Here is a 15,198-nt window from a genome sequence, read left to right on the forward strand (position 1 = left end):
AGCAGACTAAAGGATTTTTAAAATAATCGCAAATCTGAAGATAAAGGATGAGCAGAATGAGCCGCTTGTTTATGTTTGAAAAGCCGCTGGGAATGCGGGACACATTGCCAGAACTATATGAAAAAAAGCATCAAGTCCGCACTTCGATGGCAGATACCCTGAAACTGTGGGGTTACCAATTTATCGAAACCCCAACACTTGAATATTACGAAACCGTTGGAGCCGCCTCTGCAATCGCAGACCAGCAGTTATTTAAATTGCTCGACAAAGAAGGGCATACCGTCGTACTAAGACCTGATATGACTGCCCCGATTGCCCGGGTAGCCGCTTCAAAGCTTTTAAATGAGGACCTTCCCGTAAGATTAGCCTACTCCGCTAATGTATTCCGTGCCCAGCAGCGCGAAGGCGGACGTCCGGCAGAATTTGAACAAATCGGCGTTGAATGCCTCAATGAGGAAACTGTTTCTTGTGATGGAGAGGTAATTGCCCTGCTGATTTCTTCCTTAAAAAAAGCAGGACTTGAGCAATTCCAAGTCTCAATCGGGCATGTAGGCTTTGCGAACGAACTGTTTGTTCAAATCCTTGGAACAAATGGCAGGGCCACCACATTACGAAAATATTTATTTGAAAAAAATTATGTCGGCTACCGCGAGCACGTAAACTCGCTTCCGCTGTCATCTATTGATAAAAAGAGACTCTTACAGCTTCTCGAATTGCGAGGGGGAGAAGAGATCATTGGCTTGGCTCTCGATATCATCGAGAATGACAAAGGCAAACAGGCCATCCTAGAATTAAAGGAATTGTGGGATGTGATCAAAGATTATGGCGTGGCAGAATATGTGAAATTTGATTTTACGATTGTCAGCCATATGAGCTATTATTCCGGAATCCTTTTTGAAGCCTATGCCGGTAATGTGGGCTTCCCAATCGGGAATGGCGGCCGCTATAGTTTAATAGAGAAATTCGGCAAAACGGCGAGCGCGACTGGTTTTGCTGTCCGAATGGATATGCTTCTAGAAGCACTTCAAGGCGGGCAGTTAGAAAACACCACACACTGCATCTTCTTCAGTCAGGAAAGACGTAAGGAAGCATTCGAACTGGCTGCAAGCATGCATGAGCAAGGGCAAAAGGCTGTCCTGCAGGATATCACGGGCGTTAGAAATCTTGATGCGTTTACAAAACGGTTTGCCGAGACAACCTATTTAATTGGAGGGCGCGCGAATGAGTAACCTATTAACAATTGCGATGCCAAAAGGGCGGATTTTTATAGAGGCCGTAGAACTGCTCCGAAAAGCGGGGTATAAACTGCCGCCGGAATTTGATGATTCGCGGAAACTGATTATTGACGTACCCGAGGAAGGGTTACGGTTTATTTTAGCAAAGCCGATGGATGTCGCTACCTATGTAGAACATGGCGTTGCCGATGTCGGAATTGCCGGGAAGGATGTATTGCTCGAAGAAGAGCGCGATGTCTACGAACTTCTCGATCTAAAAATCAGCTACTGCTATTTGGCAGTTGCCGGCCTTCCAGATACGAAAATGAATGACGTTGCTCCTCGAGTCGCCACCAAATATCCGAATGTGGCTGAGGCTTACTTCCGTGAGCAAGGGGAACAGGTTGAAATTATTAAATTAAACGGTTCGATTGAGCTTGCTCCAATTATCGGGCTATCTGACCGGATTGTTGATATTGTGTCAACCGGACGGACCTTAAAGGAAAATGGACTTGTAGAGTATGAAAGAATTAAGGATGTAACTTCACGGATTGTGGTCAATCCTGTCAGTTACCGCCTTAAAGATCAACAAATCGATGATATGGTGAAACGACTTAGCGAAGTAGTGTAATGGGGGACAATAGAGATGAAAATCTTAAGAGTAAATGAACTGGTTTCCATCAAACGGTCGATTGAAGCAGGTACCTCCGAGCAGCTCGCCGTTGTAAAAGGGATTATTACCGAAATCCGCAATCGCGGTGATGAGGCATTAAGAGAGTATACGGAAAAATTCGACCGCGTTCACTTACCATCTTTTTCGGTGACCGAAAGTGAAATAGAGGCGGCCTACGCCGAAGTAGATCAGGAGTATATTGAAATCGTGCGCGAAGCGGCGGAGAATATTAAGTCTTTTCATGAAAAGCAGCTCCGTCCTTCCTGGATGACAACCGAAGAGAATGGCACGATCCTGGGTCAAAAAATAACCCCGCTTGATTCGGTTGGTGTCTATGTACCAGGGGGCACGGCGACCTATCCATCCTCAGTTTTAATGAATGTCATTCCGGCAAAGGTGGCTGGGGTGAAACGGATTGTGATGGTATCTCCTCCAGATGAATCAGGAAAACTTCCGGCAGCGGTGTTAGTTGCCGCAAAAGAAGCTGGTGTCAAAGAAATTTTTAAAGTAGGCGGTGCTCAAGCGATTGCTGCTCTAGCTTACGGAACAGAATCGATTGCCGCTGTTGATAAAATCACCGGCCCTGGAAATATCTTTGTCGCGCTAGCCAAACGCGAAGTCTTTGGCGATGTGGATATCGATATGATTGCCGGTCCAAGTGAGATTGCGGTTTTAGCGGACGATACCGCCCGGGCTGATGAGGTTGCAGCGGATTTGTTATCGCAAGCCGAGCACGACCCGCGCGCCTGCAGTGTTCTTGTGACCCCTTCGATTGCGTTAGCAGAGGCGGTTGCCGAGGAAGTGGAAAAACAGCTTGCTGAATTGCCGCGCAAGGATATCGCTTCTCGTGCCATTGCTGAATACGGTGCGATTTATGTAACAGCTGATCTCGACGAAGCGGTTGATACGGTGAATCAATTAGCTCCAGAACATCTTGAAGTGATTACCGAAAACGCGATGGAGCTGCTGGGGAAAATTCGTCATGCCGGCGCTATTTTTATCGGGCGGTACAGTTCAGAGCCGGTCGGCGATTATTTTGCCGGACCAAACCATGTTTTGCCGACAAATGGGACAGCACGGTTCTCCAGCCCGCTGAATGTTGATGATTTTCAAAAGAAATCAAGTGTGATTGTCTATAGTGAAAGGGCATTGAAGGAGAACGGAGCAAAAATCGCTGCCTTCGCCAGAATGGAAGGGCTCGAGGCCCACGCTCGTGCGGTTGAGACAAGGCTAAAAAATAAATAGGTTAAAGGAGCACCAGATATGGAAAGAACAGCAAGTGTTGAACGATATACAGGTGAAACACAAATTAAACTAGCGTTTGATATAGATGGAGAAGGCAAGTCCAATTTGGAGACCGGCGTCCCGTTCATGACCCATATGCTAGACTTATTTACCAAGCACGGACAGTTTAATTTAACCGTCGATGCCAAAGGGGACATCGAGGTCGATGACCACCATACAACTGAGGACATCGGGATTTGTTTGGGCCAGGCGCTTCGCGAAGCCCTTGGTGACAAACGCGGCATCAAGCGTTACGGAAATGCATTTGTGCCTATGGATGAGGCGCTTGCACAAGTAGTTGTTGACCTAAGCAACCGCCCGCATCTTGAAATGCGCGCAGAATTTCCAAGTCAAAAAGTCGGAACGTTTGATACTGAACTTGTTCATGAATTCCTCTGGAAGCTTGCTCTTGAGGCTCGAATGAATCTCCATGTCATCGTCCATTATGGTCAGAACACCCACCATATGATTGAAGCTGTTTTTAAGGCATTAGCAAGAGCATTGGACGAAGCAACGACCGTTGATCCACGTATTAAAGGAGTGCCATCCACCAAAGGGATGCTCTAACAGCGAGCGGGACAAATACCGACAAAGGAAGGTGACAGAAATGATTGGAATCGTAGATTATGGGATGGGAAACCTGTTCAGCGTCAGCAAAGCCCTCGAGCGGCTAGGGGCGGACTATTTCATCTCCGCGGATAAAAATGAGTTGCTCAATGCCGATGCGTTAATTCTCCCAGGAGTGGGTTCCTTCCGTGATGCAATGGAACGCTTGCAGGTTGAGACCATAAAGGAGTTCTCCGCTACAGGCAAGCCCTTATTAGGCATCTGCCTTGGTATGCAGCTGCTTTTTGAAGAAAGTGAAGAAAATGGGCCTGCGAAAGGATTAGGTTTACTTCCTGGAAAGGTCCGCCGTTTTCCGGGTACCACACCAGAAGGCGAAACATACAAAGTACCGCATATGGGATGGAACCGTCTTGAATTTGTCCAGGAATCTCCGCTATTAAAAAACTTAAATGAAGATTATGTTTATTTCGTCCATTCCTATTTTGTTGATGCCGACAACAACGATGCCCTTCTGGCAAAGGCAGATTACCACGAACAAGTGTCAGCAGTAGTTGGAAGAAATAATATCTTTGGCATGCAATTTCATCCTGAAAAAAGCAGCAGGCTTGGGATGGCTCTTTTGGATAACTTTTTAAAAATGGCTGTGGAAAGGGATGCGGTTCGATGAGTTTAACGATTTACCCAGCAATCGATATGCGGGGCGGCAAATGTGTGCGCCTCCTTCAAGGGGACTATGATAAAGAAACCATTTACGGGGATTCTCCGTTTGAAATGGCAAAAAGCTTTGCAGCAGCTGGGGCCGAATGGATTCATATGGTGGATCTTGATGGGGCCAAAGATGGCAAGCGTGTAAATGATCGTTTTGTGATTGAAGCAGCACAAAACCTAGATGCAAAGGTTCAAATTGGCGGCGGGATCCGCTCGGAAGAGGACATCCTCCACTATCTTGAAAATGGCGTCGACCGTGTCATTATCGGCAGTATTGCCGTTTCCAATCCTGAGTTTGCGATCGAAATGATAGAAAAGTATGGGGCAAAAATTGCCGTAGGCATTGATGCGAAAAACGGTTATGTCGCGACACATGGCTGGCTCGATACTTCATCCGTCAAGGCCATTGAGCTGGGCAAGCGATTTGCCGATGCCGGTGCCGAAACGTTTATTTTTACCGATATTGCTACAGATGGTACCTTAGCGGGCCCGAATATTGATGCGGTTTGGGAACTGGCTGAAGTAACGGGCAAAAATGTCATTGCCTCAGGAGGCGTCAGCAGTCTTGCCGACTTACAGGCGATTGCCAAAAAAGGGATCCGTGGAGCGATTGTAGGAAAGGCCCTTTATGAAAACCGCTTTACCCTAAAGGAAGCATTGGAAGAGGTGGGAGTAAAGTGACATTAACCAAGCGAATTATTCCCTGCCTTGATGTAAAAGATGGCCGGGTTGTCAAAGGCATTCAATTTGTCCAGCTCCGCGATGCCGGCGATCCGGTTGAACTAGCGCGATTTTATGATGAGCAAGGAGCAGACGAATTGGTGTTCCTCGATATTTCCGCATCCGTTGAGGGCCGGAAAACCATGGTGGAGGTTGTGAAGGCGGTAGCATCCGAGCTTGCGATTCCGTTTACCGTTGGCGGGGGGATTAATGCCTTAGAGGATATGAAAAGAATTCTCCGGGCCGGTGCCGATAAAGTGTCACTGAACACAGCGGCGGTCTTAAATCCCGGCTTGATCAAGGAAGGCGCCAGTTACTTCGGATCCCAATGCATCGTGGTGGCTATCGATGCGAAATTTGATCCTGAAATCGGGACCTGGCGTGTCTATACCCACGGCGGCCGAACACCGACAGAGAGAAAAGTAGTCGAGTGGGCTGTTGAAGCTGCTGAGCTTGGAGCAGGGGAAATCCTCCTTACAAGTATGGATAGTGACGGAGAAAAAAATGGATTTGATCTAGAATTGACCAAAGCGGTAAGTGAAGCTGTAACCATTCCTGTTATCGCTTCAGGCGGTGCCGGAAATGCGGACCATTTTGCTGATGCCTTTTTAGCTGGAAAGGCCGATGCTGGGCTTGCTGCCTCCATTTTTCATTATAAGGAAACATCCGTAGATGAGGTTAAAAGCTTTTTAAGGGAAAAAGGAGTGAGCATACGATGAACGTGAAATTTGATGAAAAGGGGCTCGTCCCCGCAATTGTACAAGATGCTGATACAAAAGAAGTGTTAACTCTTGCCTATATGAACGAGGAATCTTTGAAAAAAACAATCGAAAGCGGAGAAACATGGTTTTACAGCCGTTCCCGCCAGGAATTGTGGCATAAAGGAGCAACAAGCGGCAATACTCAAACGGTTGCCAGTATCAATTATGACTGCGATCAGGATGCGTTATTAGTACAGGTTTATCCGAAAGGACCTGCCTGCCACACAGGAGCAGTGAGCTGTTTCTCAGAGCGAGTTCTAGAGGGTAAGGCGAATTTAGCGGACTATCAGATCCTGCAATCATTAGAAAAAGTTATCTTAGAACGTGAAAAAGAGCGTCCAGAGGGTGCGTATACCACTTACCTTTTTGAAAAAGGCGTTGATAAAATTTTGAAAAAGGTCGGCGAAGAAGCGGCAGAGGTGATTATCGCTGCAAAAAATCGTGACCATGAGGAACTTCGCTGGGAAGCAGCCGATTTGCTTTATCACCTTCAGGTTTTATTGGTAGAACAGGGGCTTCCGTTTAAAGAAGTTTTAAGAACTTTAGAAGAAAGACACAAAGACCGGTCCTAAGTGGGCTCGGTTTTTTGTCTTTTTAGCAATCATACTTCGTTTTAAAGGCTAATTTCACCTTTCCGCATGTTGGAGAGTGGTATCCGCAAGTTATGTAACGCTATCCACAAGTGAGAGCTTGTTATCCGCAAGTTGAGCAACATTATCCACAAATTAAAGCTGGCTATCGGCAAGTTGGACCAGCATATCCGATAGAGCGATTCGATGACTAACTCCCCTCTTCTCGAACTACCTCCAAGTGTGCTATACTACATAAGTTATGTTGAAAAATTTGGAGGACTTCATGGTGAAAGAAGCGAAGGCAAGAATTCAAAAGGGAAAAATACTATCATTTGTTCCAACGGGCGAATATTATTTCAAGAAGGGTGTTAAGGCATTCCATCGACGAGATTTTATCAAAGCCAAAAAATATCTTGGACGGGCGATTCAGCTTGAGCCGGGTGAACCAATGATTACATGCCAGCTGGCGATTGTCTCGACAGAACTTGGCGAATTCGAACATTCCAACCGACTCTTGCATCAAATCCTTGAAGAGCTTGATCCAGAAATGGCGGAATGCCACTACTTTTTAGCAAATAATTATGCCCATATGGGATTTTTTAAAGATGCGTATCATCACAGCAAACTATATTTGCAGCTTGATCCGGAAGGTGATTTTTCCGATGATACCGAAGAGTTATTAGAAGTACTTACCTTGGAGGCGGAAGAATTCGAGGATGAGTTATATGAGCAGGATGATTTAATCATCAAACAAGAGCAGGCCCGTGAACTGCTCGAATCCGGTTATTTTCCGAAGGCGATTGAACTGTTGAAAGATGTCGTTAAGGAGTACCCGGAATACTGGTCCGCTTATAATAATTTAGCACTAGCCTATTTTTATTTAGGAAAAGTGGAAAAAGCGGAAGCGATTCTAGAAGATGTGTTAGAGCGAAATACTGGCAATCTTCATGCCCTTTGTAACAAGCTTGTGTTTGCTCATTATCAAAGCCAAACAGAGAACGTAACGGAAATGCTTCTGGTTTTGAAAAAAATCCAGCCCCTTTTAAGTGAGCAACAATATAAACTTGGTGCAACTTTTGCGTTAGTGGGCGAATACGAACTTGCCTACCAATGGTTGAAAAAACTATATAAACATGGCTTTGACGGAGATGGTCCATTTTATTATTGGCTTTCGTATTCCGCTTTTTACACAGGCTTTGAAAATTTCGCAAAAAGCATTTGGAAAAAGGTGCTGGAGCTTAGTCCTGGTAAAGAGGGTTCAGAACCATGGAACCATGAAAAAACAGCAGCCAATGGATTTGAAGAACTTTCAGAATCAATTTTTCAAAAGCTTGAAAGTGACTATGTTGAGGAGCGCTTATTTGCCCTCTTTTTGACAACTGTTTCAAGTAAAAAAGAAGAAATTATTGGCTCCAAACGGGTGTTTCAAAATCAAAAGTTTACCAAGTTGGAAAAAGATTATCTCTCCATGATTCGATTGGGGAAATGGTCCAATACCAATGATGCTCAGGAAGTGGCTGAACTTTTTTATGAAAACCATCAACCAATAGGCGCGATTGAATCCGGGTTGTATCTTCTCTGGTTCTCTGTTTTTGTCGAAGTTTCCAAAGCGGGAGTTGACTTGAAAAATAAACGTGCCTGGGCTGGAGCTGTTGAATACTTGTGGCATAAACTGCGGAGTGAGAAAGTTTCCCAGCAGGAAGTCGCTGACAGGTATGGATTGTCTACAGCTACTATCGGCAAATATGTAAAATTGGTTAACAACTATCTTAACTAAGCATATTCGTGGACGATAATTCAATAGTTTTATACGATTAAGTGGGAATACTAATACTTAATCGTATTTTTTTATAGGGAGTTGAATTACATGACTGAAGAGAAAATTTATGATGTCATTATAGCCGGCGCTGGCCCAGCTGGGATGACGGCTGCTGTATATACATCTCGTGCAAACCTCTCGACACTTATGATTGAACGCGGGATGCCGGGTGGTCAAATGGCCAATACCGAGGATGTTGAAAACTATCCTGGGTTTGAAAGCATTTTAGGACCTGATTTATCAACCAAGATGTTTGAGCATGCGAAAAAGTTTGGTGCCGAATATGCTTATGGCGATATTAAAGGCATTGAGGACCATGGCGATTACAAAATTGTTAACGCTGGTTCAAAACAGTACAAAGCTTACTCTGTCATTATCACAACAGGTGCTGAATATAAGAAAATCGGTGTACCAGGTGAAAAAGAATTAGGCGGACGCGGGGTTTCTTATTGTGCGGTATGTGATGGAGCATTCTTTAAAGGGAAAGAATTATTTGTCATTGGCGGCGGCGACTCGGCTGTGGAAGAGGGCGTTTATTTAACCCGTTTTGCCTCAAAAGTAACGATTGTTCACCGTCGTGATCAGCTTCGTGCGCAAAAAATCCTTCAGGATCGCGCTTTTGGAAACGAGAAGGTTGATTTTATTTGGAACCACACCATTAAATCCATTAATGGTAAAGATGGAAAAGTTGGCAGTGTCACACTTGTTTCAACACAAAATGGCGAAGAGCAGGAATTACCAGCAGATGGCGTTTTCATTTATATTGGCATGGTACCACTCTCAAAACCATTCGAAAACCTTGGCATAACTAATGAAAATGGCTATATTGAAACAAATGACAGAATGGAAACAAAGGTGCCTGGTATTTTTGCGGCGGGAGATATTCGTGAAAAAATGCTTCGTCAGATTGTAACTGCTACAGGTGATGGCAGTATTGCTGCTCAAAGTGCTCAGCATTTTGTAGAAGAGCTTAAAGAGGAATTGAAATTAAAAAGTAATATATAAATTAAAAGCGTAACCTTTTTATAACTCTCCTGTAACAGTAGTGAAATAAAGATGGTGTATGATAGAGGATATTGACCCCCTTTAAAATATATACCTTTCTGCACAGGCCCAGCAGCTTGTGCTCTTTTTTTGTTTGCTGTGTGTTTGAATTTGAAACCTTCAGCTAGAGTCCATCCACCATCGCTGGCATGTCGTTCTGCTTCTCTTAGAATTGTCCAGCTCCAGCGCCTAGCCCCTCGAGGTCATAAGCCAATCCGTCCAAAAGGTTAAAAAGCAACCTTTCGGCCGGCTCGTCTTATGCTTTCTGTACGCATTAAGGGCGACTAGTCTTTGTCCCTGCTTTCGCCGGCCAGTCGACAAGTCGCCCTATATCGGGGCTGAGCAAGGCGCTTCCGCTTTTCTTATCATTTAACAAAAATATCAAATTTGTATTCATTGTGGCGGTTTCCTAAAAATAGTATAATGAAAAGAATAAATTAATTTTATCTACCCAAGCTCTATAAAAGGGCTTGTTCTTTCTAAAATTTACATGCATCAGATGAGGCATGTGCACTTCTAAAGAGGTGAAAAAAGTGCAGCGGGTTACCAATTGTGTATTAATCAGAAATGATCAAGTATTATTACTGCAAAAACCGCGCCGCGGCTGGTGGGTGGCTCCAGGCGGGAAAATGGAGCCGGGTGAGTCAGTTCGTGATTCCTGTATACGGGAGTTTCGGGAAGAAACAGGCATTTATTTAAAGAACCCACAATTAAAAGGAATTTTTACGATGATTATGAAGGATGCTGACGAGCTTGTGTCCGAGTGGATGATGTTTACGTTTGTGGCAACTGATTCAGACGGAATTGATTTAGATGAATCAGAAGAGGGCAAACTTGCTTGGCAGCCGATCGAGCAGATCAAAGGTCTGCCTATGGCAGCCGGGGACCTACATATCATTGATTATATGATTCATGGAAAAGGTATTATTTATGGTACTTTTACCTACACAAGCGATTTTCAGCTGATTAGTTATCGATTAGATCCGAGTTAAAGAATAGGGGGAATGAAAATGAGTACTGGTTCGACAAGCGAAACCCAAATGGTCATTATTACAGGAATGTCAGGGGCTGGAAAAACGGTCGCCATCCAAAGCTTTGAAGATTTGGGATTCTTCTGTGTTGATAATTTACCTCCTACGCTTCTGCCAAAATTCCTTGAACTTATGAAGGAATCTGGGAATAAAATGAATAAAGTGGCCCTCGTTATGGACCTGCGCGGCAGAGAATTCTTTGACCATTTATTTAAAGGATTGGATGAGCTGGCAGAAACCTCCTGGGTAACGCCTCAAATTTTATTTTTGGATTCAGATGATGCTACCTTGGTGAGAAGATATAAGGAGACTAGACGAACCCATCCACTTGCCCCAACAGGTCTTCCGCTTGAAGGAATTACACTAGAGCGAGAATTACTGGAGGAGTTAAAAGGCAGGGCCCAGCTGGTTTACAATACTTCCCAGATGAAACCACGTGAATTACGTGAGAAAATATTAACTGAATTCACGACCAATAAACAATTAATGTTTACTGTCAATGTCATGTCGTTTGGCTTTAAATATGGAATCCCAATTGATGCCGACCTCGTTTTTGATGTACGCTTTTTGCCGAATCCTCATTATATTGATCATATGCGGCCGAAAACAGGTTTGGATGAAGAGGTTTCCAGTTACGTTTTGAAATGGAATGAGACACAGAAGTTTTTGGAAAAAGTGACGGACTTGCTAAGCTTTATGCTTCCACATTACAAAAGGGAGGGAAAAGCACAACTCGTCATTGCCATTGGCTGTACTGGAGGACAACACCGCTCGGTAGCCTTAGCGGAAAGTATTGGACAATTTTTCCAAAAAGATTATAAAACGGTTGTTTCACATCGTGACATTGAGAGGAGAAAGGAAAAAACATCATGAGAGAGTTAGGACAGCCTCGCATTGTCGTAATTGGCGGCGGCACAGGATTACCCGTTCTATTACGTGGATTAAAACAGTATCCTGTGGATATCACCGCTATTGTGACAGTAGCGGATGATGGCGGCAGCTCGGGCCGTTTACGCGAGAATCTGCACATTCCGCCGCCTGGCGATATACGCAATGTGTTAGCCTCACTGTCAGATGTTGAGCCTCTCGTTGAGGAGATGTTTCAGCATCGCTTTAATACAGCGAATGAGTTGTCCGGTCATTCGCTCGGTAATCTAATCCTGGCAGCCATGACCTCAATTACAGGAAATTTTGTTCATGCCATTCAAGAAATGAGCAAAATTCTTAACGTTCGCGGAAAGGTGCTGCCTGCTGCCAACCAGAGTGTTGTCTTAAATGCTGAGATGGAGGATGGTGCCATCGTTTCAGGTGAATCCAAAATTCCTTACTCAGGTAAAAAAATTAAAAAGGTTTTCCTAACTTCAAAAGGCAGTATTCGCCCTTTACCAGAGTCCATTCAAGCCATTCGTCAGGCTGATTTAATTATTATTGGACCAGGAAGCTTGTATACGAGTATATTGCCAAATCTGCTTGTTCCACGCTTAGGCGACGAGGTGTGCCGCTCTCATGCCAAAAAGGTTTATATCTGTAACCTGATGACGCAAGCTGGGGAAACACATGGTTTTACTGCAAGTGATCATGTGAAGGCGATTTATGATCATATGAGCTGTACTTTTATTAATACCATTCTAGTTAATAATGAAGAGATCCCGCCTGATATCCAGCTTCGCTATAATGAAGAACTGGCCGACCCTGTCCAATATGACTTACCAGAGTTATCTAAACTTGGTCTTGAGGTCGTTCATGCGGATATCGCTTATCAGGAAAATGGGGCATTACGGCACGACCCGAAAAAGGTTGCGAAAATTTTATATAATTTACTAATTGATGAAACTAAAAAGCGTTATGAATCGTAATTAGTAGTAAATGATTTGTTATAGGAAGTTTTATAAGGTGGTGAGGGGATGTCTTTCGCTTCGGAGACAAAAAAGGAATTAACTAACTTGGAAGTGAAAACTTGCTGTAATCTTTCTGAACTATCAGCATTGATTCGCATGAATGGTTCCCTTTCCTTTTCGAATCGTAAGTTAGTTGTGGATATTCAAACGGAAAATGCGGCGATTGCCAGAAGAATATATACATTATTAAAAAAAAGCTATCAAGTACAGGTAGAGCTTTTAGTTCGAAAAAAGATGCGTTTAAAGAAAAATAATGTTTACATTGTTCGCTTAGCCGAGCAGGCTAAGGAAATTTTAGAGGATACGAAAATACTTGGTGAAGGATTTACCTTCATTCATGATATTTCGCCTGAACTGATCATGAAGAAGTGTTGTAAGCGTTCTTATTTACGAGGCGCATTTCTTGCAGGCGGGTCGGTCAATAATCCAGAAACTTCTTCCTATCATTTGGAAATTGCTTCGCTTTATAAAGAACATAATGATTCTTTATGCGAATTAATGAATACATTTGGATTGAATAGTAAAACACTTGAACGAAAGAAAGGCTTTATCACCTACTTAAAGGAAGCGGAGAAAATTACGGAGTTTCTCAATATTGTTGGGGCTCATAATGCCCTGCTTCGTTTTGAAGATGTAAGGATTGTCAGAGACATGCGAAATTCCGTTAATCGCTTAGTAAACTGTGAAACGGCCAATCTAAATAAAACGATAGGTGCGTCGATCAGACAGGTCGAAAACATCCGCTTTATTGACTCTATTGTGGGCCTGCAGGTATTACCTGATAAGTTGAGGGAGATTGCAGAGCTTCGGGTTCAATATCCCGATGTCACTTTGAAAGAGTTAGGAGAAATGGTTTCCGGTGGCACCATTAGTAAATCTGGTATTAATCACCGGTTAAGAAAAATAGATGAGATTGCTGACAAGCTCCGAGTTGGAGAAGTAGCGTCAGGAAATCGCAATTAATAATGTGTAATGATTAACAAAGTATATAAAACAACTTGAGGAGGAATTTGTTATGTTGGTAAAAGAGATAGAAGTAAAATTAAAAACGGGTCTTCAAGCACGTCCTGCAGCCCTTTTTGTTCAAGAGGCAAATCGGTTTAACGCTGATATTTTTCTTGAAAAGGATGGCAAGAAGGTGAATGCAAAAAGTATTATGGGGTTAATGAGCCTTGCTGTCGGCTCAGGCGTTGTTATTAATATTATCGCTGAAGGCGAAGATGAAGAAAAAGCCATCGTTGCATTATCAGATTTTATTCAAAAGGAACATTAATTCCAAAGGGTTCGGCGGCAAAGGCTGAATCCTTTATTTTTTAATGAATTTAGAATACAATAAAAAAGCAACCGACACTTCAATGCCGGTTGCTTTTTTTATTATTTTTTCTCTGCTGTGTCAGTAGGCTTACGAGTGATGATGCTGTCGATAAGGCCATATTCTTTAGCTCTTTCAGCAGTCATGAAGTTATCACGATCTGTATCGCGTTGAATTACTTCAAGCGGCTGGCCAGTGCGCTCAGCTAAGATTCCATTTAATTTTTCACGAAGGAAAAGAATGCGTTTTGCTGCAATTTCAATTTCAGTAGCTTGACCTTGAGCACCGCCAAGTGGCTGGTGGATCATTACTTCAGCATTTGGCAGGGCATAACGTTTTCCTGCTTGACCTGCAGAAAGCAAGAATGCTCCCATTGATGCAGCCATCCCGATACATACAGTTGATACATCTGCTTTAATATATTGCATCGTATCATAAATCGCCATACCGGCTGTAATACTTCCGCCTGGGCTGTTGATATAAAGTGTAATATCTTTTTCTGGGTTTTCGGCTTCAAGGAATAATAGTTGTGCTACAATGCTGTTAGCCACATTGTCATCGATTGCGCTTCCTAGCATAATAATCCGGTCTTTTAATAGACGGGAGTAAATGTCATAGGCTCTTTCGCCGCGATTAGTTTGTTCAATAACTGTAGGAATCAAATTCATTTTTCTTCCTCCTTTGATTAGAAAAGGTAAAAGCTTATGTAATAGTATCATACACTGATGGTCAATAAAGGTCAAACAGTTTGCCTTTATATTTGTTCGACAACTTTCCCAACATCAGGATAACCATTTCTGGCAAATTTAAAACCTATTCTCTACTTGCAATGTAAGAGAATATAGCATATAATATAAAAGTCGCTAATAAATATTTGCGCTCGTGGTGCAACGGATAGCACGTAAGATTCCGGTTCTTAAAATGGGGGTTCGATTCCCTCCGAGCGCGTCTGAAAAATCGTCAAACCTATTAAGGTATTGACGATTTTTTTTTNNTTTTTTTTTTTTTGGGAAAATTAAGAACAGGATTGTTTTGATGTGATTTTGTCTCTATTTCAGGTAGTTCTCATTTAATGTATAGTTTACCCTAAATTCTTTGAGCGTGGTCTATTAACAATTGTATTAAAGTTTATAAAGTAAATGAATACTGTGATGAGGAATGGGGTTATATATGCAAACTGCTAAAAGGATAACCTGGATTGATGCTAGTAAAGGAATAGGGATTTTCTTAGTAATAATTGGTCATTCCACCTTAATTGGACCATCAAGGTTTCAAATATATGCGTTTCATATGCCTTTGTTTTTCTTTTTATCAGGCTACTTGTTCTCTTTCAAAAAATACTCTTGCTTTAAAGAATTTTTAAAATCCAAATCTAAATCTATATTAATCCCTTATTTTGCGTTTTCGATAATATCAATTATTCTTCTCAGGTATTTAAGAGAACAACCTAAAACAACAGAATCGATAGAAAAAAATTTTAAAAAATCTAAAGTCTTATTTACTCTATCTATAATTTATCTTTGGATTTTGATTGATCCGCATTATTATCAGAAAGCGTGGGGAATAATCCACTTTCCTTCTAGTTTATTTATATT

General features: G+C 42.7%; 17 protein-coding genes and 1 tRNA gene. 17 read left to right on the plus strand and 1 reads right to left on the minus strand.

Going from position 1 to position 15,198, the window contains the following annotated elements:
* The first annotated feature begins 56 nt into the window (after positions 1-56).
* From V7266_RS00405 to V7266_RS00475, 15 genes are all read left to right on the plus strand, one after another.
* Positions 57-1,229 carry an ATP phosphoribosyltransferase regulatory subunit gene (locus V7266_RS00405; RefSeq protein WP_335465163.1) on the plus strand — a complete coding sequence of 391 codons (1,173 nt, stop codon included), beginning with the start codon at positions 57-59 and terminating at the stop codon, positions 1,227-1,229.
* On the plus strand, positions 1,222-1,845 hold the full coding sequence (hisG, locus tag V7266_RS00410; RefSeq protein ID WP_251567792.1) for an ATP phosphoribosyltransferase: 624 nt from the start codon (positions 1,222-1,224) through the stop codon (positions 1,843-1,845). The genes V7266_RS00405 and hisG overlap by 8 nt, the downstream gene beginning before the upstream one ends.
* A 15-nt stretch (positions 1,846-1,860) precedes the next feature.
* Entirely contained in the window at positions 1,861-3,132 is a 1,272-nt protein-coding gene (hisD, locus tag V7266_RS00415; RefSeq protein WP_335465166.1) for a histidinol dehydrogenase, read from the plus strand.
* Between the two features lie 18 nt (positions 3,133-3,150).
* Entirely contained in the window at positions 3,151-3,738 is a 588-nt protein-coding gene (gene hisB, locus V7266_RS00420; protein WP_335465168.1) for an imidazoleglycerol-phosphate dehydratase HisB, read from the plus strand.
* 40 nt (positions 3,739-3,778) lie between these two features.
* The gene (gene hisH, locus V7266_RS00425) at positions 3,779-4,405 is read left to right on the plus strand and encodes an imidazole glycerol phosphate synthase subunit HisH (protein ID WP_335465170.1); all 627 of its coding nucleotides are present in this window, start codon (positions 3,779-3,781) and stop codon (positions 4,403-4,405) included.
* Positions 4,402-5,127: a 1-(5-phosphoribosyl)-5-[(5-phosphoribosylamino)methylideneamino]imidazole-4-carboxamide isomerase gene (hisA, locus tag V7266_RS00430; RefSeq protein WP_335465172.1), complete on the plus strand. Its 726-nt coding sequence runs from the start codon at positions 4,402-4,404 to the stop codon at positions 5,125-5,127. Before hisH ends, hisA begins: the two co-directional genes overlap by 4 nt.
* On the plus strand, positions 5,124-5,885 hold the full coding sequence (gene hisF / locus V7266_RS00435; RefSeq protein ID WP_335465173.1) for an imidazole glycerol phosphate synthase subunit HisF: 762 nt from the start codon (positions 5,124-5,126) through the stop codon (positions 5,883-5,885). Before hisA ends, hisF begins: the two co-directional genes overlap by 4 nt.
* Positions 5,882-6,499, plus strand: coding sequence for a bifunctional phosphoribosyl-AMP cyclohydrolase/phosphoribosyl-ATP diphosphatase HisIE (gene hisIE, locus V7266_RS00440; RefSeq protein ID WP_335465175.1), 618 nt, complete (start codon positions 5,882-5,884; stop codon positions 6,497-6,499). The genes hisF and hisIE overlap by 4 nt, the downstream gene beginning before the upstream one ends.
* Positions 6,500-6,782: 283 nt before the next feature.
* Complete coding sequence (locus tag V7266_RS00445) at positions 6,783-8,276, plus strand: tetratricopeptide repeat protein (RefSeq protein WP_335465177.1); 1,494 nt, start codon at positions 6,783-6,785, stop codon at positions 8,274-8,276.
* Positions 8,277-8,366: 90 nt separating this feature from the next.
* A complete protein-coding gene (trxB, locus tag V7266_RS00450) occupies positions 8,367-9,323 on the plus strand; it encodes a thioredoxin-disulfide reductase (protein WP_335465179.1) in 957 nt (318 codons plus the stop codon).
* 572 nt (positions 9,324-9,895) lie between these two features.
* On the plus strand, positions 9,896-10,354 hold the full coding sequence (locus V7266_RS00455; protein ID WP_335465181.1) for an NUDIX hydrolase: 459 nt from the start codon (positions 9,896-9,898) through the stop codon (positions 10,352-10,354).
* Between the two features lie 18 nt (positions 10,355-10,372).
* Entirely contained in the window at positions 10,373-11,266 is an 894-nt protein-coding gene (gene rapZ, locus V7266_RS00460) for an RNase adapter RapZ (RefSeq protein WP_335465183.1), read from the plus strand.
* Complete coding sequence (locus tag V7266_RS00465) at positions 11,263-12,249, plus strand: gluconeogenesis factor YvcK family protein (RefSeq protein ID WP_335465184.1); 987 nt, start codon at positions 11,263-11,265, stop codon at positions 12,247-12,249. The genes rapZ and V7266_RS00465 overlap by 4 nt, the downstream gene beginning before the upstream one ends.
* Positions 12,250-12,297: 48 nt before the next feature.
* Complete coding sequence (gene whiA / locus V7266_RS00470) at positions 12,298-13,254, plus strand: DNA-binding protein WhiA (protein WP_335465186.1); 957 nt, start codon at positions 12,298-12,300, stop codon at positions 13,252-13,254.
* Between the two features lie 52 nt (positions 13,255-13,306).
* Positions 13,307-13,564, plus strand: a complete 258-nt coding sequence (locus V7266_RS00475; RefSeq protein WP_335465188.1) for an HPr family phosphocarrier protein — start codon at positions 13,307-13,309, stop codon at positions 13,562-13,564.
* A 101-nt stretch (positions 13,565-13,665) separates the two neighbouring features.
* Here the strand turns inward: V7266_RS00475 and clpP are convergent, their stop codons facing one another.
* Entirely contained in the window at positions 13,666-14,271 is a 606-nt protein-coding gene (clpP, locus tag V7266_RS00480; RefSeq protein WP_335465190.1) for an ATP-dependent Clp endopeptidase proteolytic subunit ClpP, read from the minus strand.
* A gap of 208 nt (positions 14,272-14,479) precedes the next feature.
* On the opposite strand from clpP, the gene V7266_RS00485 reads away from it, so the two are divergent.
* Together V7266_RS00485 and V7266_RS00490 are read left to right on the plus strand one after the other, a co-directional pair.
* Positions 14,480-14,551: transfer RNA gene (locus V7266_RS00485), tRNA-Arg, on the plus strand.
* Positions 14,552-14,773: 222 nt separating this feature from the next.
* On the plus strand, positions 14,774-15,198 hold a 425-nt coding region (locus tag V7266_RS00490), incomplete at its 3' end, for an acyltransferase family protein (RefSeq protein ID WP_335465192.1).

The sequence above is a fragment of the Neobacillus drentensis genome (genome assembly GCF_036965645.1).
GTDB classification, from domain to species: Bacteria; Bacillota; Bacilli; order Bacillales; family Cytobacillaceae; genus Neobacillus; species Neobacillus drentensis_D.